The following is a 21,834-nucleotide window of genomic DNA, read 5'->3' on the forward strand; positions in this document are numbered from 1 at the left end:
AGTAACGGGGGCTTTTAGAATCAGGCCAGTGCGGGACTCATGCGGTCTTCCAGAATGCGGTTCATCGCCTTCTGGATCTTCTCGAAAGCGCGCACCTCGATCTGACGGATGCGTTCGCGGCTGACATCATAGACCTGCGAAAGCTCTTCCAGCGTTTGCGGATCGTCGGTCAGGCGACGTTCGGTCAGAATGTGCTTCTCGCGGTCGTTGAGCACGTCCATCGCCTCGACCAGCATGTCGTGACGGACCTGTTTTTCTTCCGCGTCGGCGACCGTTTCGTCCTGCAGAGGGCGATCGTCGGTCAGCCAGTCCTGCCACTGGCCCGACCCTTCCTCGTCCGCGCGCATGGAGACGTTGAGCGACGCATCGCCGCCCATCATCATGCGCCGGTTCATATTGATCACTTCCTGCTCGGGCACGCCGAGGTCGGTTGCGATCTTGGCCACGTCGTCGGGGTGAAGATCGGAATCCTCATAGGCTTCGAGGTTCTTCTTCATCCGGCGCAGGTTGAAGAAAAGCTTCTTTTGCGCCGCGGTCGTACCCATCTTGACCAGCGACCAGGACCGCAGGATGAACTCTTGAATAGAGGCCTTGATCCACCACATCGCATAGGTGGCGAGGCGGAAGCCGCGATCGGGCTCGAACTTCTTCACGCCCTGCATCAAGCCGACATTGCCTTCGGAGATCAGGTCGGACACGGGCAGGCCATAGCCGCGATAGCCCATGGCGATTTTCGCCACGAGTCGCAGATGGCTGGTGACCAGCTGGGCCGCTGCCTCAGGGTCTTCATGCTCGGCATAGCGCTTGGCGAGCATATATTCCTGCTCAGCCGTAAGCACCGGGAATTTCTTGATTTCCGACAGGTAGCGGTTGAGGCTTTGTTCGCCGCCAAGGGCCGGAACGGTTGGTTTTGTGTTCGTCACGTCTGCGAAACCTTTCCTTGCGTCGATCAGAGTCGTGGGACCCCAATCGGGCATCCCCAATCCTGACCACAATCTTCTTATAGGCGTATTTTCCCCGAATTTCCCGCCTAAATTCTCACTATCTACGAGCGAGTGTATCGATCAGTTCCGCCATGTCGTGCGGAATCTCGCTGTAAAATTGTATCCGTTTGTCGCTTGCGGGATGGGTGAATCCCAGCATGGCCGCATGAAGGGCCTGACGGTGAAAGGATAGCCGATTGAGAATCGGTCGAAATCGGGAATCGGAGCGCCCATAGACAGGGTCTCCTATTAGCGCATGACCGATTGACGACATGTGAACGCGGATCTGGTGGGTGCGCCCTGTTTCCAGCGTGCATTCGACCAAAGTCGCACCCGTCAAAAGTTTCATTGTCCGGAAATGCGTAATCGCATGTTTTCCGCGCGTATCATTGTCATCCAGAACCGCCATTTTCTTGCGGTCCTTGCTACTGCGCCCGATTCGTCCCTCGATCGTGCCTGCAGCGGGAATGGGCTGTCCCCTGACCACGGCGCGATAGGCGCGGTCGATCGAATGGTCGGCAAATTGCCGCGCCAACCCCTCATGCGCCAGATCGGTTTTCGCAGCGACCAGCAAGCCCGATGTATCCTTGTCGATCCGGTGCACGATGCCGGGGCGGGCCACGCCGCCGATACCCGATAATTGCCCTGCGCAATGGTGCAGCAGCGCATTGACCAAAGTGCCGTCTGGATTGCCCGCCGCAGGGTGGACGACCATACCCGCGGGCTTGTCGACGATGATCAGATGCTCATCCTCGAAAACCACGTTGAGCGGGATGTCCTGCGGGACCGCCTGTGCGGGCGCGGGGGCAGGGACGACGATCGCAAAGGGGCTTTCGCTGGCGGCTTTGGCCGACCCCGATGTGACCGCCTTGCCGTTCAGCATGATCGCGCCATCCGCGATCAGCGCCTTGATCCTTTCGCGCGACAATCCGCTGGCATGGCTGAGCGCCTTGTCCAGCCTTTCGCCCGGCGGGACCGTGCCTTCGATCCGTTCGGCATCGTCGCCGTCCGCCAGATCGTCGTCGGCCATGGTGATTGGCTTGCCCCCCATGCTATGGAAGATGGGTGCTGGACCTTTCCGTGACAAGAACCGTGATCGACGCGATGACCGCTGCCGCCGGCATGGCTGTGCCGGACGAGGCATGCGGATTGTTGCTGGGGCAGGGCGGCCATATCGATGCCTTTCGCCCGACCGCCAATGTCGCCCCCGACCCCGCCCGCCATTTCGAGATCGATCCCGCGGCCCTGATCGCCGCGCACAAGGTTGAAAGGGCCGGCGGCAAACGGTTGATCGGCTTTTTCCATTCGCATCCCACCGGTCTGCCCGAACCGTCCGCCACCGATCGGGCGCAGGCGGCGCGCGACGGGCGGGTCTGGGCCATCGCTACGCCCGATGGCGCGATCGGCTGGTTCGTCAGCGACGTGGCGGGTTTTATGCCGCTGGTGCCGCAAATCCTGCCCTGACCGGCCCGAAAAGCCGCTATTCGCCGTGGAATGTGGGGCATGGCGCTTTCTTGCCCCCGACAATCGGGTTATGGCGGGGGTATAGCCAATAGGAAGCGCTGAACCTTTGTAATGTCTACGGATTCCATCCAGCTTGCCAGCCTGATCGCATCGCGCCTGTGTCACGACCTGTTGTCGCCCGTTGGCGGCATGGCGAATGGCATCGAATTGCTGGTCGACGAAACCGACCCGAAAATGCGCGAACAATGCATCGATCTGTTGGCGCAAGGTGCGCGGCGAACGGCGACGCGGCTGCGCTTTTTCCGGCTGGCGTTCGGCGCGGCTGGCGGCTTTGACGCGCAGCTTCCCGCGGCGGAGATCGAGGAGCTGGTCCGCGCGCAAGCGGCCGAGGGGCGCGATATCGACGTGCAATGGGCCGTATCCGTGGCCGAATTGTCCAAGTCGGCGGCCAAGGTGCTTTTGAACTATGCGCTGATCGGCATCGATGCCCTGCCGCGCGGCGGAACGCTGGCCATCGCGGCGGAAGAGCGCGAGGGAAGCTATGAAATCGCCGTCCGGGCAGAAGGGATGCGGATCGCATTCGACAAGGATATCGGCCGCGCGCTGGAAGGCGGGATCGCAATGGATGATCTGTCGGCCCATACCGCCCCTGCCATGCTGGTCCGCCTGTTGGCGCAGGAATGCGGCGGCGGGGTGCAGCACGCGCTGACCCTGGCAGAAGGCGCGGGCGGGGCGCTGGTGCTGGGCGCCATTTTGCCCTGTGGCTGAAAAGGGCGCAAAACCGGGCGACGGGCTGCCGATGGTCCGCGATTGCCCTTCGCCCAATTTCAATGTCCGCAAGCTGCCCGTCAGCATGGTGGTCATGCATTATACCGACATGCCCGATGTCGAAGAGGCGATCGCCCGCATGTGCGACCCCGAGGCGGAAGTCAGCGCCCATTACTGCATCACGCGCACGGGCGAGCTGGTGCGGCTGGTGGATGAGGACAAGCGCGCGTGGCATGCGGGCAAATCGTACTGGCGCGGCCATACCGATGTGAATTCGGCCAGCATCGGGATCGAGATGGACAATCCCGGCCACACATGGGGCTATGAGCCCTTTACCGATCCGCAGATGGAAACGCTGTGCATCCTGCTGGCCGATATCGTGAAGCGGCACGATATTCCGCGGGCGAATGTGGTGGGCCATTCCGATGTGGCCCCGCAGCGCAAGGTAGACCCCGGCGAATTGTTCGACTGGGCACGGCTTGCGAAGCACCGGCTGGCGCTGCCGCGTCCCGATATACGGCTGGGCGATCCGTTCGAAAATGACGGGGCGTTCTTTCTGGCGCTGGAACGGTTCGGCTATGACATTTCCGATGGCCATGCGGCGGTGCGCGCGTTCCAGCGGCGGTTTCGCCCCGAATGTATCGACGGCGAGGTCGATGGCGAGATTCGCGCCATGCTGTTCGCCTTGCTGCTCGACCGCGACCGCGGCGTCACGCGCTAGGCCGCGGCGCCGCTTAATTCACTTGTCAGCCATGTGTTTCGCGCTATCAAGCCAGCGCGTCGGGGGGCCGGGCAGCCGCGTCGAAGTTCGCTTCGTCGAGGAAAGTCCGGGCTCCACGAAACAAGGATGGCGGGTAACGCCCGCCCGGCGGGGATACGACGGTTCAGGCCGGAACGTCCGAAGCCGAGGGAAAGTGCCACAGAGAGCAATCCGCCGATGGCCGTAACCGGCACAGGCAAGGGTGAAAGGGTGCGGTAAGAGCGCACCGGGGACGCGGCAACGCGGTCCGCATGGCAAACCCCATCCGGAGCAAGACCGAATAGGGGCGGCGCGCCCGGCCGCAAGGTCAGGGCAGGGGTGTTTCGCCCCGTGATCGCCCGGGTTGGTTGCTGGAGCCCTGCGGCAACGCAGGGCCGAGATGAATGGCTGCCCTTGCGGGGCTGGTGTTGAAACACATACCGCTCGCATGACAGAACCCGGCTTACAGGCTCCCCGACGTATCCGGCCCGATCAGGGTGACAAAGGTGACATGTCCTACAAACCTGTCACCCGCCCGAAAGCCGCAGGATTGCGCGGGTTTTGCCCTGTCGGTTGACGGTGACAGTTGTGCGCGAAATCGACCGTTTCAAGGAGCGTCGCGCCCGCTGTCGAAGCGCCCCGCATGCCTAGGCCCGACCCGCGCTGTAGGACAGTAAAACCTGCCGCTCCGTTTATCCGGAAGACCAATGACCGGCCAAAGGCGCAGGTCGCATGGCGCAATCGGTTCGTCGCAAAGCTATTCTCAACCGAATTGGTCGAGAATATAGGGAGCCTGTCGGACCATACGACTTGGACGGCCACTCTTCCCCTTGAAACAGGAGGGCAGGACATGGCCCATTATCTCGAACTCGATACAGAAACATTGCAGCACCCGCCGCTGATCCTTGTGCTGGCGGGCGGCAGGCAAAGGCGGCGGCATTTCTGGCGCTCGCTGGAACTGACCGGCATCGATTACCGGACGGTCGATATCGATGGCGGCCAAAAATCCCCTCCCCCGAAATCCCCTCCCCCGAAATCCGGTGCCCAGACATCCGGTGCCAGAACAACCGGCGGCTACACATCCGACAGCTTGCACCGCAACACGCTGGTCAACCGCATCAGCCTTGCCGTCTATCGCGCAAGGCGGCCCGTGGTGCTGGTGGCGCATGGCATCGGCTGTGTCGTGGCGGCATGGTGGGCGGAATATGAACGTCCCGCCTGCGGCAATCCGGTGCTGGGCGCGGTGCTGGTCGAGCCGCCCGATGTCGACCGCCCCGGCACCGATCCGGTGCTGGCGCGGCTGGGCAGCTGTCCGCGCGGGGCATGGCCCTTTCCCAGTTTCCTCGTCTCTGACCTTAGGCAAGAGGACGCACTGCGCCGTTCGCATCGCATGCTGGCAGCCGATTGGGGCAGCCGCCTTGCCGAAATTACCCGCGATCCGCGCATGGCAAGGATGAGCGCCCACGGCCCCGCGCCCGAGGCACGGCTGGTCGCAAGACTGCTGGCCGAACGCGGCATCGCGCCCCGCGCCGTAGTGGCAGATTCGGCACCGGCGGATATGGCACCGGCGGGACCGATGTTCGGGCACGCCGGCCGCCCGCGCTCGTTGCCGCAAAGGATCGGCGATGCCGTCGGCCAGATCGTCCGCTGGTAGCAGGGCGGGCCCGGCTGAAATGGAGGAAGTGGGGGCGATTCTGTTGCTAGGCCCGCCCCCGAGCCCCCGGAATCCGCTTCTGTTGCCCGGTGGGTCCAACCGCGCTTTAGCTTTGTAAATTCGGGCCGTTAGGCCGTAAAATTACGCAGCGAGAGCGAGTGCTTCGTTGTCGTTGGCACTTGTAGGTTTTGAGCCTTTAACGGGTTACTCAGCCCGGGCGAAAACAGTGCCTTTCAACACACGTCGATCCTGGTTCGGCCCCCTGATACCAATTCCCCGACAACGGGTGTATTTGGTGGAGCCGCCGGGTACTGCCCCCGGGTCCGCTGTGCCTATTGCACACCGCAATTTATCGCCATAGCCGGTCGAAACCGGCACGCCCCATATAGCGATCCCGATATTAATGTGAAGTGAGCGTGAAACAAATCGCGCTTGTCCGATACGCAGCTACTCGCCTTCGGGCGGTTCCTTGCGGTCCAGCGCCTTGGCGATCTTGTCGAGGCTGGTGACGATCTGCACCAGCATGCCGAGGACGAAGAGCCCCCAGCCGATTACAAGCCAGCCGGGAAGCTCTTCCATCCTGCTATCTCCTGTCCTGAACGAAGCGTATCAGCCCTTGGCGGCCAGCTGGTCGCGGATTTCCTTGAGCACGTCGAGCGTGGGATCGGTGGTGACCGCTTCTTCCTCGCTCGTCGCCTCGGCTTCCTTCTTCTGCTTTTCGGCTTCCTCGATGATCTTGTTCGCGCCGCGCACCAGCAGGAACAGGGCAAAGGCGATCAGCAGGAAATTGATGATCTGGGTGATCAGGTCGCCATAGCCGATCATCGGCACGCCCGCTTCTTTCAGGGCAGCGAAATTGGCGGGATCGCCCTCATACCCCTCGGGGATGGAGCCGAGCAGGATGAAATGGTTCGACCAGTCCATCGTGCCGAAAATCCAGCCCAGCAGCGGCATGATGATATTTTCGGTCAGCGAGGTCGTGATCTTGCCGAAAGCCGCGCCGATGACGACGCCGACCGCCAGATCGAGCACATTGCCACGGGCGATGAATTTCTTGAATTCGGTTAGCATGCGACGCCGTTTCCCCTGTTGTCTGCAAGGCGGCAAGAGTTAACGGCTGGACTGCATATGGCAATAGGGCTGGGCCGACCGGTAGGAATCCCCTTTTAAATTCAGGGTCGCTCCGCCCTTGTTGAGCGCGCGGCGCACCCTATAGTATCTGTCGAGAGAGGGGGTGCGGATGGCCGTATTCCCGCAACTGTCTTTCGTCGACCGAGAATGGGGAACCGACCGCCATGGCAATCACCAATCCGCTGCGCATCGTTCTTGCGGCTGCGCTGGCCAGCATGCTGGCCGCATGCGGCATCAATTCCGTGCCCACTGCCGAGGAAGAGGCCAAGGCGCGCTGGGCCGATGTGCAGAACGCCTATGACCGGCGGGCACAGGCGATCCCGAACCTTGCCGCCGTCGCCAAGGGCGCGGCCGAGCAGGAGCGCGGCATTCTGACCGACGTGATCGAGGCGCGCGCCAAGGCGACGAGCATCCAGGTCAGCGCCGACGATCTGGGCGATGCCGCCAAGATGGCCGAATATGCGCAGGCGCAGGGCGCCTTGTCGCAGGGGCTGGGCCGTCTGCTTGCCAATTTCGAGGCCTATCCCGATCTGAAGAGCATCACCAATTACCAGATGCTGCAAAGCCAGGTCGAAGGCAGCGAGAACCGCATCAATGTCGCCGTGCGCGATTATAACGAAGCGGTGCGCGAATATAACACCACCATCCGCACCTTCCCCGACATCATCGGCGCCAAGCTGGTGCATGGGGCAGAGCCGATGCAGCCGTTCGAGGCGGTGACGCCCAATGCCGAACAGGCGCCCGATCTGGGTGAGATGCTCTGACCCCAGCAGGCGACATCGTCCGGCACCCGCTGCGCCACTGGCGCTGGTTCGCGGTGGCCTTCATGCTGACGGCGGGCGCCTTGCTGCCATGGAGCGGCGGCGCCTTCCGCTATGTGGGCGAAACGGCAGGGGCAGGCGATGAAGCGCCGCTGCCGGTGCGGACGGTGGAGCCGGTGATCGACCCGATCGGCCTGTTCTCTGCCGAAGAGGCGGGGGCCTTGCGCGAAAGGGTCGACAAGGCGCGCACCGATACGGGCGCAAGGATCGTTGTGATGACGACGCGCGGTTTGCGGGGCGAGAATTTCAACCATTACGCCAGCCGGTTCCATGCCGGATGGGAACGCGGCACGGGCCGCAACGATGCGGCGATCGTGTTCCTGTCGCCTTCGGACGGGCTGGTGGGCGTGTCGACCGGCCATGGATTGCCCGTCCGCCCGAACGAAGCGCAGCGGCAGGCGATCATCGATGCGATGAAGCCGCTGGCCCGCGCGGGCGATTTCAAGGGTGCGGCGCTGACCGGAATAGAAGGGGTCGAGGATCTGCTGGCCAAGGCCGGCGGTCCGGATGTGACATGAAACGGATATTTGCCCTGATCTGGCTTGCGGTCGCGCTGTGCACCGCACCGGCCGCCTTTGCGCAGGATTTCCCCAAGCTGACGGGCCGCGTGGTCGATGCGGCCGATATCATACCCGCCGCGGAAGAAGCGATGCTGGGCCAGAAACTGGCCGAGTTCGAAAGCCGCACGCAGCGGCAGTTCGTAGTGGCGACCGTGCCCGACCTGCAAGGGTATGACATTGCCGATTTCGGGTACCGGCTGGGCCGTGCATGGGGCATCGGCGATCAAGAGCGCAACGATGGTGTCCTGCTGATCGTCGCGCCCAATGAACGCAAGGTGCGGATCGAGGTCGGCTATGGCCTCGAACCCGTACTGACCGACGGATTGTCGTTCCTGATCATCAACCGGCAAATCCTGCCACGCTTCAAATCGGGCGATATGTCGGGCGGTATCGTCGCGGGCGCCGATGCGGTGATCGAACAGCTGGAGCTTCCCCCCGAAGAGGCAGCGAAAGTCGCGGCGCAGGCCGAACAACAGGCCGATGGCGAGCGCGAGGGCGACGGGATCAATATGTTCGAAATCATCTTCCTCCTGATCTTCCTTTTCTTCTTCATCATTCCGCTGCTGCGCGGCCTGCGCGGCGGGCACCGGTATCGCGGTAGCGGGCCGGTGATCATCTGGGGCGGGGACGACCATTGGGGCGGCGGTTCCGGCGGGGGCGGTTTCGGGGGCGGCTTTGGCGGCGGCGGCGGCTTTTCCGGCGGGGGCGGCAGCTTTGGCGGCGGCGGCGCGAGCGGGGGCTGGTAAGGATGGCACAGAAACCGATCTACCTGGGCGAAGAGGATCATCTTCGCGTGACGGCCGCCGTCAGCGCGGCGGAACAGCATACTTCGGGCGAGATCGTGACGATCCTGACCGAGAAATCGGACGATTATCTGGATGTCGCGCTGTGCTGGGCGGCGGCGGCTTCGCTGGTCGGGCTGGCGGCGCTGGCGATGAATGCCGATTTCTACCTGCGCGTGTGGGACACGCTGACGGGGCAATGGGGCGCGGAACATACGCCGTCGGAACTGTTCTGGATGGCGGGGCTGTTCGCGGCGCTGCAATTCGCGGGCGCGATGATCGTGCTGGCATGGTGGCCCTTCCGCCTGATCCTCGTCCCCGGACGCATCAAGACAAAGCGCGTGCATGCCCGCGCCGTGTCGTTCTTCAAGGTCGGGGCCGAACGGCGCACCCACGGGCGCACGGGCATCCTGATCTATCTGTCGATGCGCGAACACCGCGCCGAGATCGTGGCCGATGCCGCCATCGCCCATCGCGTGCCCGAAGCCGTGTGGGGCGAGGCGATGATCGACATGCTGGGCGAGTTGAAGGAAGGGCGCACCGCCGCCGCCATGGTGTCGGGCGTCGAGCATGTGGGCAGGGTGCTGGCCGAGCATTTCCCCCGCGCCGAGGATGACGAGAACGAAATCCCCGACCGCCTGATCGAGTTATAGGATATTGCATGACCGCGGACCGTGACGCGCCCGAACATATCGCATGGGAAGGCAAGTGGATCATCGCCAAGCAGCGGGGCCGCTGGGAATATGTGTCGCGCGCACGATCGATCCGCGCGGCGGTGATCCTGGCGGTAGAGGACGGGCATGTGCTGCTGGTGGAGCAATATCGCGTGCCTTTGGGCAAGCCGTGCATCGAATTGCCCGCCGGCCTGATCGGCGACGATGACAGCGCGGCCGACGAAGACCCGCTGGCAGCCGCGGGGCGCGAACTGGAAGAGGAAACCGGCTATCGCGCCGCCGTGCTGGAAGATGCGGGCGAATATCATTCCTCGCCCGGCATGGTGAGCGAGAGCTTTACGCTGGTGCTGGCCAGGGGGCTGACCAGAATCGGCGCGGGCGGCGGTGTCGGCGGTGAGGATATCACCCCGCATCGCGTACCGCTGGACAGGCTGGAGCAATTCGTCGCCGACGCGCGGCAGGCGGGCAAGGCGATCGACGTCAAGCTGCTGTTGCTGCTGGGCGCGGGACTGCTGCGCGGGAACTGAGCCGTCGGGCCTTGGAAAAGGCGCCGTTCAGTCATGCGCCTGTCATAACAAGAACCCAGTAAATGGCCTCCGTGTGCTGCGGCATCGGCATTATTACCGGCGAAACTGGTAAGTAACCGCGAGTTGGCGCGTGCGGATAGCGGCCCTATGCCCGAAGCTTGGGTCATGCAATTCGAGTGAGAAGGGGATTCTCGATGAAGAAATTCGTTAGCATTGCGGCCGTTGCCGCTCTGGGTCTTGCCACTACTGCCTGCGACAGCGCCGCCGAAAACGCCGCCGAGGATCAGGTCGAGGCGAACGAGGAAGCCGACGCCATGGGCGAAGCCGTCGAAGCGAAAGCCGATGCCGAGCTGGAAGCGCTGGACGAGGCCGACCCGACCACCATGGACGAAGCCGAAGCCATCGTGCGCGACAAGGCCGAAAGCATGGCCAAGGAAAAGGCCGAGGGCGTCGCCAAGGACGCGGTTGGCATGTAACCATCGCATCATGCGACGAAAGGCCGGTCCGGAGCATGCTTCGGGCCGGTTTTTCATTGATGGGCCGGTTTGACATTGTCGGGGCCCCTGTTGCCGCCTAACCCTTACCGCATGGAGTTGCAGGAGAGTTCGATGCGTTTCACCCTTTTCGCCGCCGCCATTGCATTGGCCGTGCCCGTTTCCGCGCAGGCGCAGGACCATTCCGCCCATCAGGGGCATGCCGCGCATCAGGATCATGCTGCCCATATGGCGATGCAGGCCGCACTGGCGCAGGAAAACCGCGCCGGGGACAAGGCGCGCGACCAATATCGCCATCCGGCTGAAACCCTGGCGTTTTTCGACGTCAAACCGGGCATGACCGTCGCCGATTTCATGCCGTCGAGCGGCTGGTACACGCGCGTTCTGGTGCCTTATCTGGGCGCGGAGGGGCGCTATATCGGCTTGAACCCCGATCCGGCGCTGATCTCGGACGAAGGGGGCAAGGCCTATAGCTCGAAGCTGGTCGGCAATTTCGCCGCACAGAGCCCGACATGGGCGCTGTCGGGCGCGCCGGTCGAAAACCTGTCGAGCGCCGATCTGGGCGAGGCGCGAAACGGCACGGTGGACCGCGTGCTGATCTTTCGCGAGATGCATAATCTGAAGCGCTGGGGCAGCGTCGGCGCAGAGCTGGACCGCATCCATGCCTTGCTGAAGGATGACGGCATGCTGGGCATCGTCCAGCACCGCGCAAAGGCCGATGCGTCCGACGATTATGTCACCGGCGGCAAGGGTTATCTGCGGCAGGCCGATGTTATCGCGCTGGTCGAAAGCCACGGTTTCGAGCTGGTGAAAGCGGGCGAGGTCAACGCCAACCCCAAGGACCCCGCCGATTGGGAAGGCGGCGTCTGGTCGCTGCCACCCAGCTATCGCGGTGCGGACGACGATTCCGAACGTGCCCGACGCGCGGCCATTGGCGAGAGCGACCGCATGACGCTGCTGTTCAGGAAAAAAGGCTGATCGGGGCCGGCGCGCCGCCGGTACGGACGGCGCGCCACTCGTTTGGCATCAGGCCTCAGCCATCAGGATTTTGTCGAGGGCGAGGCGGAATTTCTGCATATCCTCTGCCGAACCGACCGTAATCCGGCTCATCGTCGGCCATGCGTCCCATGACCGGCCGATCTGCACCCCGTGCGACAGGAATTTCTCTTGCATTTGGGCAGGGGCGGCGATGCTGCCCCAATCGGCCATGAACATATTCGCCTGCGACCCGACGGTCGGAATGCCGCGCGATTTCAGATGGGCCAGCGTCTCTTCGCGCACCGCGATCATTTCCGCGCGCCGGGCGGCGATCTTGTCGGCCAGTTTCAGGCTGGCCGTGCCGCAGGCGATGGCGGTCATCGGCACCATGAAGGTCACCTGCTGCCCGTCATAGCGCATCATGCGTTCGTAAAGCGCCGGATTCGCAAAGGTCAGCCCCAGCCGCATCCCCGCCATGCCGAACAGCTTGGAAAATGTGCGCAGCACGATCACATCGTCGCGGCTGGCAGCCAGCGGCGCGGCGCTGGGCGTGCCCGCAAAATGGATATAGGCCTCGTCCACGACCAGAACGGCGTCTTTCGGCTTGTTCTCGGCCAGCCAGACGATGTCCTCCAGCGGGGTAACGGTGCCGGTGGGATTGTTGGGCGAACAGACATAGTAAAGCCCCGCCTGCGGATTGGCGGCCAGCATGGCCCTGACATCGTGGCGGTAATCCGCCGTCAGCGGCACGCGCTTTAACGGCACGCCCAGCCAGTCGCTGGTGCGCCAGCTTTGTTCATAGCTGGGATTGGCAGTGACCAGCCCCCGTTCGGGCGAGCAGAAGGTGACCACGACACGGTTCAACGGATCGCTGGACCCCGGCCATGCAAGAATGTGATCTTCGGGCACGCCCTCTACCTCGGCGACGGCGGCGGTCAGGCGGGCGTGGTCGTTGTCGGGTTCGTACCGGTTGCCTTCCCTTGCCAGCATGGCGGCAGCGGCGACCCCTTCGCTGAACGGGCCGGTCCAGCATTCGTTCGACGCGATCCGCACCGCGCCCACCACGGCGGGGCCGGATTGCTGGGCAGCGGCGGGGCGGCCAAAGCTGGCCATGGCGGCGCCCCCGCCCAGCATCATGGCAATGCGCCCGATCTGGCGGCGGTTATAGCCGCGCGCCCGCAGTTCTTCGGCGGCTTCGGTATCTGGCATGTCATGGTCTTGGTCGTGCAGCATCGATCAGGTCCCTCCCCTGATGGTGGTCAACGCGCCCCGACGCATCCGTCCCTGTCCGCGCTGTCAGGGACGGGCCATTTTCGGCACCCGACGCTCCCTGCCGCGCTTGCATCGGGGGAGTTCATCAAATGCGAAGCCGCTTGTCCACTGCGCGATGCGAAAGCCATGCCGATTTCATGGGGCGGGAATGGTGCGGGGGCGGACAGGGTAAACGCGTTAGCCGCACTCGTTCATGCTTAATTTCAGGTTTCCGTTAAGCCGCGCGGCATCAGCTTGGGGCTCGCCCGATGTGTGGTCACGGGCGTTTGTTGGGGGGAACCGACATGATCCAGTTCGGCATAATCTTTATGGCCATCGGCCTTGCGCTGCTGCTTTTCCTGCCCGTTTTCCGGAACCGTCACGTGCGAATGGCATCGCAACTGGCCAGTGCCGCCGTGTTCGGCGCGGGCACCATCGGTTTTGTCTATAGCGTGATGACGCCGCCCCTGTGATGCGGGCTGTCGGGCCGGTCAATAGGGCACGCCCCAATAGCCATAGACATGGGCGGCATAGGCGCGGTCCCACTGCGGGTCTTCGTTTTCCATGAAGGACGGGCTGGCTTTCAGCACGTCTTCCTCGGCCGAAACGACATAGCCGCCAAGCCTTGTATCGTAATCCAGCGCTTCCCACGGGACGGGGCGGCGTTCGGTGCCCATGCCGAGAAAGCCGCCAAAGCTGAGCACGGCATATTCCACGCGGCCGTTACGCTTGCCGATCATCAGGTGATGGATGCGGCCGATCTTTTCGCCATCGGGCCGATAGACGGCGGTCCCGTCCACGCGGTCGGACGAGATGAGGTCGCGCCCTTCGTCGCGTTCCATCGCGTGGCCCGCATCGACCAGATCGCGGACCGAAGCGGTTCCGGTGCTGCGTTCGATAGTGTTTGCCATGGTCATTCTCCCTCTGTCGTGAGTGAAAATGATGGCGCCGGTTCGGAGATTTCCGGGCGGCCCAATCGGCGTCATCCTCTATGGGAAAGATGCGCGAATGGCCGTGTTGTTCCGAATTTTCCGACCTAGGCCGCGATCGGCGCGCCGTGATCGTCTTCCAGCACATTGCCCAGCGCGGTGATGAACTGGTCGGTCGCGGCTTCCCAGCTGAAGCTGGCGCCATAGGCGGCACAATCCTCGCGGCTGGCGAGCAATGCGTGCGCGATCGCGGTGTCGAGATGATCGTCGACCGCGCCGATGGAACGGTGCAGTTCGCTGTTCCCGCCGCGCCCCTTGGGCCCGACGATGTCGATCGGCCCCTGCACCGGATAGCCCGCGACCGGAACGCCGCAGGCCAAAGCCTCTACCATGACCAGCCCGAACGTGTCGGACCTGCTGGGAAAGACGAAGCAATCGGCGGCGGCATAGGCGCTGGCCAGCGAATCGCCCGTCAGCTTTCCGGTAAAGACCGCATCGGGATATTTGGCCTTCAATCCGGCCAGAGCGGGACCGTTGCCGACGACGACGCGTGTGCCGGGATGGCGCGAGCCGAGAAAGTCGTCCAGCCCCTTTTCAGGGGCGACGCGGCCGACATACATCAGCACGGGCCCTTCCAGCGCGCGGATCGCGGGATCGGGCACCACACCGGCATTGAACAGGCTGGCATCGATCCCGCGCGACCATGGGGCGACGGGGCCGATGCCGCGTTCGCCCAGTTCGGCGCGCAGGCTGGGCGTGGCGGCCAGCACGGTGCGCGACGGGGCGTGAAACCGCTGCATGATCGGCCAGAACCGTTCCGGCGACAGTCCGGTGCGCACGGCGGCATAATCGGGAAAGCGCGTGTGGAACGCGGTGGTAAAGGGCATGTCATGCTTACGGCACCAGCGCCGCGCGGCCCAGCCGATCGGCCCTTCGGTGGCGATATGGACCAGATCGGGCGCGAATGCCTCTATCCGGCGGGTCACGCCCGAACCGGGCACCATGGCCAGCCGGATTTCGGAATAGAACGGCATGGGCATGTTCACGAACAGGTCGGGCGTGACCAGTTCGACCACATGGCCGCGCGCGCGCAGCCTGGTGACGGTTTCCTGCAAGGTGCGCACCACGCCGTTCACTTGCGGTGCCCATGCATCGCTGGCCAGCAGGAGTCGGCGGGGCATGGGTATGCTACTCTCGCCCTCCTGCACGTCAGGCCGCTTCCGGTTCGGCCGAAACGGGGGCGTCGACACGCTGGCGTTCCTCGCGCGCGGCGCGGTCGCGTTCGCGCACTTCGGCGGCGTGGTCGATGATATGCATCGAACCGTCGGCGTTTTCGACCAGCGCGGTGCAGCTTTCGACCCAGTCGCCGTCGTTGTAATATTCGATATCGCCGATCTGGCGGATTTCGGCGCAATGGATGTGGCCGCAGACCACCCCGTCGACCCCGCGTTCGCGCGCGGCATGGGCGACCGCTTCCTCGAAATCGCAGACGAACTGGACCACGTTCTTCACGCGGTGCTTCATATAGGCCGACAGCGACCAGTAGGGCAGCTTGAATGCGCGGCGGAACCGGTTCAGCCAGATGTTCGATTTCAGCAGCAGAGCATAGGCCTGATCGCCCAGAAAGGCGAGCCAGCGGGCATAGAGCACCACACCGTCGAACGCATCGCCATGCACCACCAGCAGGCGGCGGCCATCGGCGGTGACGTGGATCGCCTCGTTCGCGATTTCCACCCCGCCGAAATGCATCCCGGCATAGCTGCGCAGCATTTCGTCATGATTGCCCGCGACAAGGATGACCCGCGTGCCGCGATGCGCCATTTTCAGAATGCGGCGCACGACTTCATTATGCGCGTCGGGCCAGTACCAGCCCTTTTTCAGACGCCAGCCGTCGACGATATCGCCGACCAGATAGAGCGTTTCGCATTCCACGCCCGCCAGAAAGTCGAGCAGCAGTTCGGCATTGCAGCCCGGCGTGCCTAGATGGACATCGGAAATATAGATCGTGCGAAATTTGCGTTTGGGCCTGAAACCGCGCGGTTCGGGCAAGTCGAGCCAGTCGGGCAAGGCGCCCGGAACCGCAATCGAACTTTCAGATCCAAGATGCGTAAAGACAGTGTTCCGCATGTTCCGGCCCCCTGATGTTGTGCCGCGCCAATTTCGCCTTTCGTGTGATTCTGCCCTGCCTGCCGCGTGTTTCCGTTCGGGGACGTTGTGACAGCCGCGTGACGGATGACGGGGCAAAGCTGTGGAAAAGCTGGGGGCGGGGTGTGAGCAGGCGGGGGACGCTGTGGTGAAATCCGCCGCGACAGTCCATTTAGGACGGCAACCATGCTGACCAGCCTGCAGATCCGCAATATCGTTCTGATAGAGGCGCTTGACCTCGATTTCCGCGCGGGACTCGGCGTGCTGACGGGTGAGACGGGTGCGGGCAAGTCGATCCTGCTCGACGCTTTGGGGCTGGTTTTGGGAAATCGCGCGGAAACGTCGCTCGTTCGTGCGGGCGAAGACCGCGCCAGCGTGACCGCCGCCTTTGAATTTGCCGAAATGCCGCCCCTGCTGGCCGAAGTGCTGGAGGATGCGGGCGTCGAAATCGAACCGGGCGAGCCGCTGCTGTTACGCCGTCAGGTGAAGGCGGCCAAAGGGAACGATGGGGGCGGGTCCAAGGCCTTCGTCAACGGCCAGCCCGTCGGCGTGGCGGTGCTGCGCGCTTTGGCCCCCGCGCTGGTCGAATTGCACGGCCAGCACGACGACCGCGGCCTTGTGAACCCGCGCGGACACCGCGAATTGCTGACCCGCTATGCCGGAGCGGACGAGGGGCGCGTTGCCGATGCATGGGCCGCATGGCGCAAGGTGGAGGACGCGCTGGCCGAGGCGAAGCAGGCCGCCGCCGATGCCGAGGCGGAGCAGGAATTGCTGACCGCCCATGTCGCGGAACTGGAAAAGCTGCACCCCGTGCCGGGCGAGGAGGAGGAACTGGCCCTCGCCCGTGCGGACATGCAAAAGGGTGAGCGGCTCGCGGGCGATCTTTCGGACCTTGGCCATGTGTTCGCAGGGTCCGACGGTCCGCTGGCGCAATTGCGCGCCGCCGCCCGCAAGCTGGATCGCATTGCCGAAGATCACCCCGCGCTGGGCGATGCGCTGGCGGCGCTGGACCGCGCGCTGATCGAAGGGGGCGAGGCGGAAGAGGCGCTGGCGCGGGCGAGCGAGGCGCTGGCCTTCGACCCCAAGGTGCTGGACGAGACCGAGCGCCGCCTGTTCGACCTGCGCGCCGCGGCCCGCAAGCACGAGGTGGAGGTCGACGCGCTGCCCGCAAGGCTGGACGCCATGCGCGAGGCGCTGGACGCGATCACCCATAGCAGCGAGCGGATCGCCATGCTGGAGCGCAAGGCATTCGACGCGGGCGCGCATTACCATGCCGAGGCGGAAACCCTGTCTGCCGCAAGGGCCGAGGCAGCGCGCAGGCTGGACAAGGCGGTCGCGGCCGAACTGGCGCCGCTGAAGCTGGATGCCGCGAAATTCCGCACATCGGTCCAGCGTCTGCCCGAAGAACGCTGGGGCCCGCATGGCATGGACGGGGTGGAATTCCTGATCGCGACCAATCCGGGCGCGCCCTTCGCTCCGCTGGCCAAGATCGCAAGCGGCGGCGAATTGTCGCGCTTCATCCTCGCGCTGAAGGTCGCGCTGGCAGAAGAGGGCGGCGCGGCGGTCATCATCTTCGACGAAATCGACCGCGGCGTCGGCGGCGCGGTGGCCAGCGCCATCGGTGACCGTTTGGCGCGGCTTGCAGGCGGATCGGCGGGCGGCGGTGCGGCGGCTGCGGCGCAATTGCTGGCGGTTACGCACAGCCCGCAAGTCGCCGCGCGCGGGGGCAGCCATTACATGATCGCCAAGTCGAGCGAGGGCACGGTGACGCGCACATCGGTCCGCATGCTGGATGCGGGCCAGCGGGTCGAGGAAATCGCCCGCATGTTGTCGGGCGCGGAAATCACGCCCGAGGCGCGGGCACAGGCCGAACGGCTGCTGGAAGGGGTATGACGATGGAACCGGACCCGATGGCCAAGGGCGGGCCCGTAACGGAACGGGGCGGTTTCCTGCTGTTCCTTGCCGCGATAACCGTGTTGCTGGCGCTGATCGCGTGGCCCTTCCTGACGCCCTTGTTCTGGGCGATGCTGGCCGCGATGATGTTCCAGCCGCTGTTCCGACGCGTGCTGAGGAACATGGGCGGCAGGCGCAATCGCGCGGCTTTCGTGACGCTGCTGGTCATTACCTTTGCCGTGATCATTCCGGCCATGATCATCGGGTCGATGATCGTGCGACAGGCGACGGGCATTTACGTCGCCTTGCAGGACCAGCAGATCGACGCGGGCTATTATTTCCGCTGGGGCTATGACGCATTGCCCGCGCGGCTGCAGACCATGGTCGACAATTCGGGCTATGGCGAGTTCGAGCTGTTGCAGGCCAGGCTGGTCGAACTGCTGCAGCAAAGCGTGGGGCTGATCGCCAGCAAGGCGCTGGAAATCGGCGGCGGGGTGCTGGGCTTTGCGCTGGCCTTTGCGATGGGGCTGTATGTCACCTTTTTCCTTCTGCGCGACGGCGAACGCCTGACAGCGACGCTGACGGCCAGCCTGCCGATGGAACCGGCCATTGCGCAGCGGCTGGTGGCGAATTTCACGGCGGTGACGCGCGCGACGATCAAGGGTTCGATCGTGGTCGGGCTGGTGCAGGGCGCGCTGGGGGCGATCACGTTCTGGATCGCAGGGCTGCCCGCCGTTCTGCTGTTCGGATTGCTGATGGCGATCTTCTCGCTGCTGCCCGCGGTGGGGCCCGCCATCGTCTGGGTGCCCGCTGCGGCCTATCTGCTGGCGACGGGCGCGATCTGGCAGGGGCTGGTGGTGATCGGGTCTGGCGTGCTGGTCATCGGCATGGCCGACAATGCGCTGCGCCCGCTTTTGGTGGGCCGCGATACGGGCCTGCCCGATTGGGTCATTCTGGTCACCACGCTGGGCGGCATTGCCGCGCTGGGCATTACCGGCATCGTCGTGGGGCCGGTCGTCGCGGGTCTGTTCATGACCGGCTGGGCGATCCTGCGCGAACAGCGCGAGGCGGCGCGGGGCTAATCCTCCACCTTGCGTACGGTGATCATCGTCACCGGATCGGCCAGCATCTGCCCCTTCATCCACCCTTCGCCCGCATCGGGGTCTAGCGGGGCGTTCCAGATCGCCTCGACCACCTCCATCCCGTCGACCACATGGCCGAACGCGGCATAGCCCGGGCGGCGGGCGGGGTCGGGATTGTCGGGATCGGCGTCCAGCCCCGGCATGTCCGACAGCAGGATCGACCAGTCGCCGGTCGCGCTGCCCGGTTCCAGCATGGCCATCGAAATCGTGCCCCGCTTGTGGGTGATGCCGGTCTCGTCCGTCGGCTCGTGCGCGATGGGCGGCAGCACACGGTCGGGATAGCCCTGCGATCCGCCCTGTATCAGCCCGTTCGGCTGCTCTCCCCATTCAAGCCGCATCGCGCGATAGAACACGGCCCCGTCGAATTTCCCGCCCGCCGCATAGCGCAGGAAATTGGCAGCGGTGACAGGCGCGCGTTCGACTTCCAGCGCGATGGTAATGGTGCCCAGCGCGGTTTCGATGGCGACCAGCTCGGTCCGCGGGGCGGGCGCTTCGGCAGCATCGGGCAGCGGCGCGGCAGGCGCTTCCTGCGCAAAGGCGGGCGCGGCAAGCAGGCCGGACACAAGGGCGAGAGCCGGGATCAGAGCGCGGATCATCGCGCGACTATCGCGCTGCCGCCGCGCAGGTGCAAGCACGGATCGAAGCGGGCGGGCGCCGACGAACGACATAGACCGCTCGACCGGCGACATGGTTGGCCGCGATCGGGCGTTTACAGCTGTAGTCGATTGCGTTTACATCTGTAATCGAACGACACGCCTAAAGGGACGATCATGGCCGACGCTGCCGCAGACCGCATTTCCGAAGCCGAGCAATCCGTGCTCGAAACATTATGGGATGCGGACGAGGCGCTGACCGCGTCGCAGGTTGCCGACCGCGTCGGGGCGGAAAAAGGGTGGAGCCTGGCGACGGTCAAGACGCTGCTGTCGCGGCTGGTGGCCAAGAACGCCATTGCGACCCAGCCCGACGGGCGCCGCTTTCTCTATACGCCGCTGATCGGGCGCGATGCCTTTCTGGGCAGCGAATCGCGCCGCCTGCTCGACCGGCTGTTCGGCGGGCGCGCATCCAGCCTGTTCGCCCATCTGGTCGAGGCCGAGGCGCTGAGCGAGCGCGATTTGAACGAGATCGAGGGACTGCTGAGGGAGCTCAGGAAATGACGGGAGACATTGGCCTTCTGGACTTTGCGGTCGATACGCTGGTCGGGACCGGCGTGCTGATCGCCGCCGCGCTGGTGCTGCGCCGCCCTGTGGCGCGCTGGTTCGGCCCGCGCGCGGCCTATGCCTTGTGGCTGTTGCCGCTGATCCGGCTGATGCTGCCGCCGCTGGTGCTGCCTGCATGGATGCGCCCTGCCGATCCGGTCGCGGGCGGCGCCGGTCATGTTCCCCTGTTCGCGGATCATGCGCCCGCGCCGGTCGATGCGGTTTCGGCTGTCGCCGCACCGTCGGTATCGGGCGTTTCCATGGGCGACATTCCCATGGGCGATCCGGCCCCCGCGCTGGTCGCGCCCGACATGCTGGTCGGCGGGGCGATCTGTGTCTGGCTGGGCGTGGCGGCGCTGTTCCTTGCGTGGCGCTGGTCGTCCTATCACGCGATGCGCAGGATGCTGCTGAAAGGCGCGCGTCCGGTGGGCGAATGGGAAGATATCCGCCTGATCGAAAGCGATGCCGTTGCGGCCCCCGTCGCGTTCGGCGTGTTCGACAAGGTGATCGCCATGCCGGTCGGCTTTATGGCCGGTATCGACAGCGCTGGCCGCGATCTGGCCATCGCGCACGAGATTGCGCATCACCGCGGCCACGACTTGCTGGCCAATATCGTCGCACAGCCGGTTCTGGCGCTGCACTGGTTCAACCCCGTCGCGTGGCTGGGCTGGCGCGCGATGCGGCGCGATCAGGAAGCGGCCTGCGACGCGCGGGTCATAGAGGGCCGAGATGCCGCCACCCGCGCGCATTACGGCAGCGTGATCGCCGCATCGGCGCGCGAACAGAACCTTGCCCTTGCTGCCCCCATGGCCGGATTTCGGGAGATCGGGCCCTTGCTGGGCGAAAAAGCCATTGTCCATCGTCTCAGGAGTCTTGCCATGTCCCCCTCCCGCCTGCGCCGTCGCACCGGTCTGCTGCTTGTCGGCGCGGGAGCGTGCATCGCCGTGCCGCTGACCGCATCGGTATCCTATGCCGAGGCGCAAATCGCGGAAGTGCCCGCGCCGCCATCGGTTCCCGCCGCACCCGAGGCGCCGCTTCCGCCCGAGGCTCCACAAGCGCCCGAGGCTCCGCTGCCGCCGGAATCGCCCGTCGCACCGGCCCCGCCTGTGCCGCCCGAACACGGCGTCTATTCCGATGGCACCCACAGCTGGGTGTTCGAGACCGAGCGCGAATTCAGCGAAGCCGACGCCGATCTGGTCGAGGGGCAAAAGGAAATCCGCCGCGAGATCCGCGTCGTGCGTAGCAACAAGGAATTGAGCGCCGCGGAACGCGCGAAGCTGGAACGCGATCTGGAGCGCGCTGCTGCCGATATGGAACGTGCCCGCGCCGACATCCGCCGGTCCAGCCGCGAAACGACCCGCGCTATTGCCGAGGCCGAACGCGCCGCCGCTGCCGCGCCGCAAGTGACCGAAACAGTATCGTCCGATGGCGTTCGCACGATCCGCGTCACCCGCAAGAGCGCGGACGGCAAGGATCTGGTGGTGCAGGAACACGTCATCGACGAAGCCGCGATAGAGCGCAGCGCCATGCAGGCTGCGATCGCCGGGATCGAAGGCGCGCGCCTTGCCATCGCGTCGAGCGGATCGCTGTCCGCCGATGTGCGCGCCGAGGTCATGGCCGAGCTGGATGCCGAACTGGCCGAGCTGCGCAAGGAAATGGGCGCGCGCTGAATTTCGGGTAGTTCACTTTCAATTCATCGACAG

General features: G+C 64.7%; 25 protein-coding genes and 2 other RNA genes. 17 read left to right on the plus strand and 10 right to left on the minus strand.

Going from position 1 to position 21,834, the window contains the following annotated elements:
* Nucleotides 1–20: 20 nt before the first annotated feature.
* Both rpoH and LOZ74_RS02215 read right to left on the minus strand, forming a co-directional pair.
* Complete coding sequence (rpoH, locus tag LOZ74_RS02210; RefSeq protein WP_230292700.1) at nucleotides 21–923, minus strand: RNA polymerase sigma factor RpoH; 903 nt, start codon at nucleotides 921–923, stop codon at nucleotides 21–23.
* Between the two features lie 118 nt (nucleotides 924–1,041).
* Complete coding sequence (locus LOZ74_RS02215) at nucleotides 1,042–2,013, minus strand: RluA family pseudouridine synthase (RefSeq protein ID WP_230292701.1); 972 nt, start codon at nucleotides 2,011–2,013, stop codon at nucleotides 1,042–1,044.
* A gap of 35 nt (nucleotides 2,014–2,048) precedes the next feature.
* Here LOZ74_RS02215 and LOZ74_RS02220 point away from each other — a divergent pair, with 35 nt between their 5' ends.
* The 5 genes from LOZ74_RS02220 to LOZ74_RS02240 all read left to right on the plus strand — a co-directional run bounded on the left by LOZ74_RS02220 (nucleotide 2,049) and on the right by LOZ74_RS02240 (nucleotide 5,608).
* A complete protein-coding gene (locus LOZ74_RS02220; protein ID WP_230292702.1) occupies nucleotides 2,049–2,447 on the plus strand; it encodes a Mov34/MPN/PAD-1 family protein in 399 nt (132 codons plus the stop codon).
* A gap of 111 nt (nucleotides 2,448–2,558) precedes the next feature.
* The gene (locus LOZ74_RS02225) at nucleotides 2,559–3,215 is read left to right on the plus strand and encodes a histidine phosphotransferase family protein (RefSeq protein WP_230292703.1); all 657 of its coding nucleotides are present in this window, start codon (nucleotides 2,559–2,561) and stop codon (nucleotides 3,213–3,215) included.
* Between the two features lie 31 nt (nucleotides 3,216–3,246).
* Entirely contained in the window at nucleotides 3,247–3,936 is a 690-nt protein-coding gene (locus LOZ74_RS02230) for an N-acetylmuramoyl-L-alanine amidase (RefSeq protein ID WP_230293784.1), read from the plus strand.
* Nucleotides 3,937–3,995: 59 nt separating this feature from the next.
* Nucleotides 3,996–4,436, plus strand: an RNA gene (gene rnpB, locus LOZ74_RS02235) — RNase P RNA component class A.
* Between the two features lie 368 nt (nucleotides 4,437–4,804).
* Nucleotides 4,805–5,608, plus strand: a complete 804-nt coding sequence (locus tag LOZ74_RS02240) for an alpha/beta hydrolase (RefSeq protein ID WP_230292704.1) — start codon at nucleotides 4,805–4,807, stop codon at nucleotides 5,606–5,608.
* Nucleotides 5,609–5,675: 67 nt separating this feature from the next.
* On the opposite strand, the gene ssrA is transcribed toward LOZ74_RS02240, so the two are convergent.
* The 3 genes from ssrA to mscL form a co-directional block, all read right to left on the minus strand.
* Nucleotides 5,676–6,022, minus strand: a transfer-messenger RNA (tmRNA) gene (ssrA, locus tag LOZ74_RS02245).
* A gap of 33 nt (nucleotides 6,023–6,055) precedes the next feature.
* Nucleotides 6,056–6,187: a hypothetical protein gene (locus tag LOZ74_RS18215; RefSeq protein ID WP_255673965.1), complete on the minus strand. Its 132-nt coding sequence runs from the start codon at nucleotides 6,185–6,187 to the stop codon at nucleotides 6,056–6,058.
* A gap of 30 nt (nucleotides 6,188–6,217) precedes the next feature.
* Entirely contained in the window at nucleotides 6,218–6,679 is a 462-nt protein-coding gene (mscL, locus tag LOZ74_RS02250) for a large conductance mechanosensitive channel protein MscL (RefSeq protein WP_230279055.1), read from the minus strand.
* Between the two features lie 224 nt (nucleotides 6,680–6,903).
* On the opposite strand from mscL, the gene LOZ74_RS02255 reads away from it, so the two are divergent.
* The 7 genes from LOZ74_RS02255 to LOZ74_RS02285 all read left to right on the plus strand — a co-directional run bounded on the left by LOZ74_RS02255 (nucleotide 6,904) and on the right by LOZ74_RS02285 (nucleotide 11,575).
* Complete coding sequence (locus tag LOZ74_RS02255) at nucleotides 6,904–7,503, plus strand: LemA family protein (RefSeq protein WP_230292705.1); 600 nt, start codon at nucleotides 6,904–6,906, stop codon at nucleotides 7,501–7,503.
* A 62-nt stretch (nucleotides 7,504–7,565) separates the two neighbouring features.
* Nucleotides 7,566–8,078, plus strand: a complete 513-nt coding sequence (locus LOZ74_RS02260; protein WP_230292706.1) for a TPM domain-containing protein — start codon at nucleotides 7,566–7,568, stop codon at nucleotides 8,076–8,078.
* Nucleotides 8,075–8,866: a YgcG family protein gene (locus LOZ74_RS02265; RefSeq protein ID WP_230292707.1), complete on the plus strand. Its 792-nt coding sequence runs from the start codon at nucleotides 8,075–8,077 to the stop codon at nucleotides 8,864–8,866. Before LOZ74_RS02260 ends, LOZ74_RS02265 begins: the two co-directional genes overlap by 4 nt.
* 2 nt (nucleotides 8,867–8,868) lie before the next feature.
* Nucleotides 8,869–9,555 (plus strand): TPM domain-containing protein, encoded by a 687-nt coding sequence (locus tag LOZ74_RS02270; RefSeq protein ID WP_230292708.1) that lies wholly within the window; start codon nucleotides 8,869–8,871, stop codon nucleotides 9,553–9,555.
* Between the two features lie 8 nt (nucleotides 9,556–9,563).
* On the plus strand, nucleotides 9,564–10,103 hold the full coding sequence (locus LOZ74_RS02275; RefSeq protein WP_230292709.1) for an NUDIX hydrolase: 540 nt from the start codon (nucleotides 9,564–9,566) through the stop codon (nucleotides 10,101–10,103).
* Nucleotides 10,104–10,297: 194 nt separating this feature from the next.
* Entirely contained in the window at nucleotides 10,298–10,579 is a 282-nt protein-coding gene (locus tag LOZ74_RS02280) for a hypothetical protein (RefSeq protein ID WP_230292710.1), read from the plus strand.
* A 132-nt stretch (nucleotides 10,580–10,711) separates the two neighbouring features.
* The gene (locus tag LOZ74_RS02285) at nucleotides 10,712–11,575 is read left to right on the plus strand and encodes a class I SAM-dependent methyltransferase (RefSeq protein WP_230292711.1); all 864 of its coding nucleotides are present in this window, start codon (nucleotides 10,712–10,714) and stop codon (nucleotides 11,573–11,575) included.
* Nucleotides 11,576–11,623: 48 nt separating this feature from the next.
* Here the strand turns inward: LOZ74_RS02285 and LOZ74_RS02290 are convergent, their stop codons facing one another.
* Nucleotides 11,624–12,808, minus strand: a complete 1,185-nt coding sequence (locus LOZ74_RS02290; protein ID WP_230292712.1) for a pyridoxal phosphate-dependent aminotransferase — start codon at nucleotides 12,806–12,808, stop codon at nucleotides 11,624–11,626.
* Nucleotides 12,809–13,131: 323 nt separating this feature from the next.
* Between LOZ74_RS02290 and LOZ74_RS02295 the strand changes: the two genes are divergently transcribed.
* Nucleotides 13,132–13,299 (plus strand): hypothetical protein, encoded by a 168-nt coding sequence (locus LOZ74_RS02295; RefSeq protein WP_230292713.1) that lies wholly within the window; start codon nucleotides 13,132–13,134, stop codon nucleotides 13,297–13,299.
* A gap of 18 nt (nucleotides 13,300–13,317) precedes the next feature.
* Here LOZ74_RS02295 and LOZ74_RS02300 read toward each other — a convergent pair whose 3' ends face one another.
* From LOZ74_RS02300 to LOZ74_RS02310, 3 genes are all read right to left on the minus strand, one after another.
* On the minus strand, nucleotides 13,318–13,737 hold the full coding sequence (locus LOZ74_RS02300) for a PRC-barrel domain-containing protein (protein ID WP_370637998.1): 420 nt from the start codon (nucleotides 13,735–13,737) through the stop codon (nucleotides 13,318–13,320).
* 125 nt (nucleotides 13,738–13,862) lie between these two features.
* Nucleotides 13,863–14,936: a glycosyltransferase family 1 protein gene (locus LOZ74_RS02305; protein ID WP_230292714.1), complete on the minus strand. Its 1,074-nt coding sequence runs from the start codon at nucleotides 14,934–14,936 to the stop codon at nucleotides 13,863–13,865.
* Between the two features lie 28 nt (nucleotides 14,937–14,964).
* On the minus strand, nucleotides 14,965–15,882 hold the full coding sequence (locus LOZ74_RS02310) for a UDP-2,3-diacylglucosamine diphosphatase (protein ID WP_230292715.1): 918 nt from the start codon (nucleotides 15,880–15,882) through the stop codon (nucleotides 14,965–14,967).
* A gap of 204 nt (nucleotides 15,883–16,086) precedes the next feature.
* Between LOZ74_RS02310 and recN the strand changes: the two genes are divergently transcribed.
* Both recN and LOZ74_RS02320 read left to right on the plus strand, forming a co-directional pair.
* Nucleotides 16,087–17,793 carry a DNA repair protein RecN gene (gene recN, locus LOZ74_RS02315; protein ID WP_230292716.1) on the plus strand — a complete coding sequence of 569 codons (1,707 nt, stop codon included), beginning with the start codon at nucleotides 16,087–16,089 and terminating at the stop codon, nucleotides 17,791–17,793.
* 2 nt (nucleotides 17,794–17,795) lie between these two features.
* The gene (locus tag LOZ74_RS02320; RefSeq protein ID WP_230292717.1) at nucleotides 17,796–18,875 is read left to right on the plus strand and encodes an AI-2E family transporter; all 1,080 of its coding nucleotides are present in this window, start codon (nucleotides 17,796–17,798) and stop codon (nucleotides 18,873–18,875) included.
* Here LOZ74_RS02320 and LOZ74_RS02325 read toward each other — a convergent pair.
* Entirely contained in the window at nucleotides 18,872–19,531 is a 660-nt protein-coding gene (locus tag LOZ74_RS02325) for a peptidylprolyl isomerase (RefSeq protein WP_230292718.1), read from the minus strand. The two genes, LOZ74_RS02320 and LOZ74_RS02325, sit on opposite strands and share 4 nt — an antisense overlap.
* 174 nt (nucleotides 19,532–19,705) lie before the next feature.
* On the opposite strand from LOZ74_RS02325, the gene LOZ74_RS02330 reads away from it, so the two are divergent.
* Both LOZ74_RS02330 and LOZ74_RS02335 read left to right on the plus strand, forming a co-directional pair.
* Nucleotides 19,706–20,089, plus strand: a complete 384-nt coding sequence (locus LOZ74_RS02330) for a BlaI/MecI/CopY family transcriptional regulator (protein WP_230292719.1) — start codon at nucleotides 19,706–19,708, stop codon at nucleotides 20,087–20,089.
* On the plus strand, nucleotides 20,086–21,801 hold the full coding sequence (locus tag LOZ74_RS02335) for a M56 family metallopeptidase (protein WP_230292720.1): 1,716 nt from the start codon (nucleotides 20,086–20,088) through the stop codon (nucleotides 21,799–21,801). The genes LOZ74_RS02330 and LOZ74_RS02335 overlap by 4 nt, the downstream gene beginning before the upstream one ends.
* Nucleotides 21,802–21,834: the final 33 nt, after the last annotated feature.

The organism is Croceicoccus sp. Ery5, assembly GCF_020985325.1.
Classification (GTDB): Bacteria; Pseudomonadota; Alphaproteobacteria; order Sphingomonadales; family Sphingomonadaceae; genus Croceicoccus.

Bases quoted from the DNA above. Each gene is read 5' to 3' on its own strand.
- LOZ74_RS02215 (WP_230292701.1), bottom strand. From the start codon at position 2,013: ATGGCCGACGACGATCTGGCGGACGGCGACGATGCCGAACGGATCGAA.
- LOZ74_RS02225 (WP_230292703.1), top strand. From the start codon at position 2,559: ATGTCTACGGATTCCATCCAGCTTGCCAGCCTGATCGCATCGCGCCTG.
- LOZ74_RS02230 (WP_230293784.1), top strand. From the start codon at position 3,247: ATGGTCCGCGATTGCCCTTCGCCCAATTTCAATGTCCGCAAGCTGCCC.
- LOZ74_RS02240 (WP_230292704.1), top strand. From the start codon at position 4,805: ATGGCCCATTATCTCGAACTCGATACAGAAACATTGCAGCACCCGCCG.
- LOZ74_RS18215 (WP_255673965.1), bottom strand. From the start codon at position 6,187: ATGGAAGAGCTTCCCGGCTGGCTTGTAATCGGCTGGGGGCTCTTCGTC.
- mscL (WP_230279055.1), bottom strand. From the start codon at position 6,679: ATGCTAACCGAATTCAAGAAATTCATCGCCCGTGGCAATGTGCTCGAT.
- LOZ74_RS02255 (WP_230292705.1), top strand. From the start codon at position 6,904: ATGGCAATCACCAATCCGCTGCGCATCGTTCTTGCGGCTGCGCTGGCC.
- LOZ74_RS02260 (WP_230292706.1), top strand. From the start codon at position 7,566: ATGCTGACGGCGGGCGCCTTGCTGCCATGGAGCGGCGGCGCCTTCCGC.
- LOZ74_RS02265 (WP_230292707.1), top strand. From the start codon at position 8,075: ATGAAACGGATATTTGCCCTGATCTGGCTTGCGGTCGCGCTGTGCACC.
- LOZ74_RS02270 (WP_230292708.1), top strand. From the start codon at position 8,869: ATGGCACAGAAACCGATCTACCTGGGCGAAGAGGATCATCTTCGCGTG.
- LOZ74_RS02275 (WP_230292709.1), top strand. From the start codon at position 9,564: ATGACCGCGGACCGTGACGCGCCCGAACATATCGCATGGGAAGGCAAG.
- LOZ74_RS02280 (WP_230292710.1), top strand. From the start codon at position 10,298: ATGAAGAAATTCGTTAGCATTGCGGCCGTTGCCGCTCTGGGTCTTGCC.
- LOZ74_RS02285 (WP_230292711.1), top strand. From the start codon at position 10,712: ATGCGTTTCACCCTTTTCGCCGCCGCCATTGCATTGGCCGTGCCCGTT.
- LOZ74_RS02290 (WP_230292712.1), bottom strand. From the start codon at position 12,808: ATGCTGCACGACCAAGACCATGACATGCCAGATACCGAAGCCGCCGAA.
- LOZ74_RS02295 (WP_230292713.1), top strand. From the start codon at position 13,132: ATGATCCAGTTCGGCATAATCTTTATGGCCATCGGCCTTGCGCTGCTG.
- LOZ74_RS02300 (WP_370637998.1), bottom strand. From the start codon at position 13,737: ATGGCAAACACTATCGAACGCAGCACCGGAACCGCTTCGGTCCGCGAT.
- LOZ74_RS02305 (WP_230292714.1), bottom strand. From the start codon at position 14,936: ATGCCCCGCCGACTCCTGCTGGCCAGCGATGCATGGGCACCGCAAGTG.
- LOZ74_RS02310 (WP_230292715.1), bottom strand. From the start codon at position 15,882: ATGCGGAACACTGTCTTTACGCATCTTGGATCTGAAAGTTCGATTGCG.
- recN (WP_230292716.1), top strand. From the start codon at position 16,087: ATGCTGACCAGCCTGCAGATCCGCAATATCGTTCTGATAGAGGCGCTT.
- LOZ74_RS02320 (WP_230292717.1), top strand. From the start codon at position 17,796: ATGGAACCGGACCCGATGGCCAAGGGCGGGCCCGTAACGGAACGGGGC.
- LOZ74_RS02325 (WP_230292718.1), bottom strand. From the start codon at position 19,531: ATGATCCGCGCTCTGATCCCGGCTCTCGCCCTTGTGTCCGGCCTGCTT.
- LOZ74_RS02330 (WP_230292719.1), top strand. From the start codon at position 19,706: ATGGCCGACGCTGCCGCAGACCGCATTTCCGAAGCCGAGCAATCCGTG.
- LOZ74_RS02335 (WP_230292720.1), top strand. From the start codon at position 20,086: ATGACGGGAGACATTGGCCTTCTGGACTTTGCGGTCGATACGCTGGTC.